Genomic DNA, 775 nt, shown 5'->3' with positions numbered 1-775 from the left:
ACGTGATGCCCTTGCCGACCAACGCGACCCGCTTCGCCTGCTTCGGCTTCTTGGCCAGCTTCGACCCCCGGTGGGTCGCCGCTGCCGGCCGACGCGGTCGCCGAAATCGAATCCGGCCTGCGGGCCCTGGAGGCCACCGGCGGCAGCGAGCAGGTCCACCGCCTGGTGGTGCCGTCGCTGCCGGTGTCCAGCGTGCTGGCGATCGGACTGGGTAAACCGCGACCCGAGTGGCCCGCCGACACGATCCGTCGGGCCGCCGGTGTGGCGGCGCGGTCGCTGGGCACCGCCGAGGCGGTGCTCCTCACGCTGCCCGGTGACTTCGACGCCGACGTCTGCTCGGCAGCCGTCGAGGGACTCATCCTCGGCAGCTACCGGTTCACCGAGTTCCGCAGCGGCAAGACCGCGCCGAAAGACAAAGGGCTGAGCAAGATCACCGTGCTGTCGGCCGCGAAGGAGGCCAAAGCCGCCAGCGCCCACGGCGCGGCCGTGGCGACCGCGGTGGCCACCGCCCGTGACTTCGTCAACACGCCGCCGAGCCACCTGTTTCCCGCCGAATTCGCCAGGCGCGCAAGGTCACTGGGTGAGTCCGTGGGTCTCGAGGTCGAGGTGCTCGACGAGAAGGCGCTGCAGAAGGCGGGCTATGGCGGCGTGATCGGGGTCGGCCAGGGCTCGTCGAGGCCGCCACGGCTGGTGCGGCTGACCCACCGGGGGTCGAAGCTGGCCAAGAAGCCGAAGCAGGCGAAGCGGGTCGCGTTGGTCGGCAAGGGCATCACGT

The 775-nt window shown here is 71.2% G+C and carries 1 pseudogene; it reads left to right on the top strand.

The annotated features are described in order from the left end of the window. Window positions 1-81: 81 nt before the first annotated feature. Window positions 82-775, top strand: a pseudogene (locus A9X04_RS22460) (M17 family peptidase N-terminal domain-containing protein); the annotation flags it as partial.

The sequence above is a fragment of the Mycobacterium sp. E3247 genome (assembly GCF_001667785.1).
GTDB lineage: Bacteria > Actinomycetota > Actinomycetes > Mycobacteriales > Mycobacteriaceae > Mycobacterium.
The sequence above is the reverse complement of the archived record's forward strand: the minus strand, read 5'-3'. Positions and strand labels throughout refer to the sequence as shown.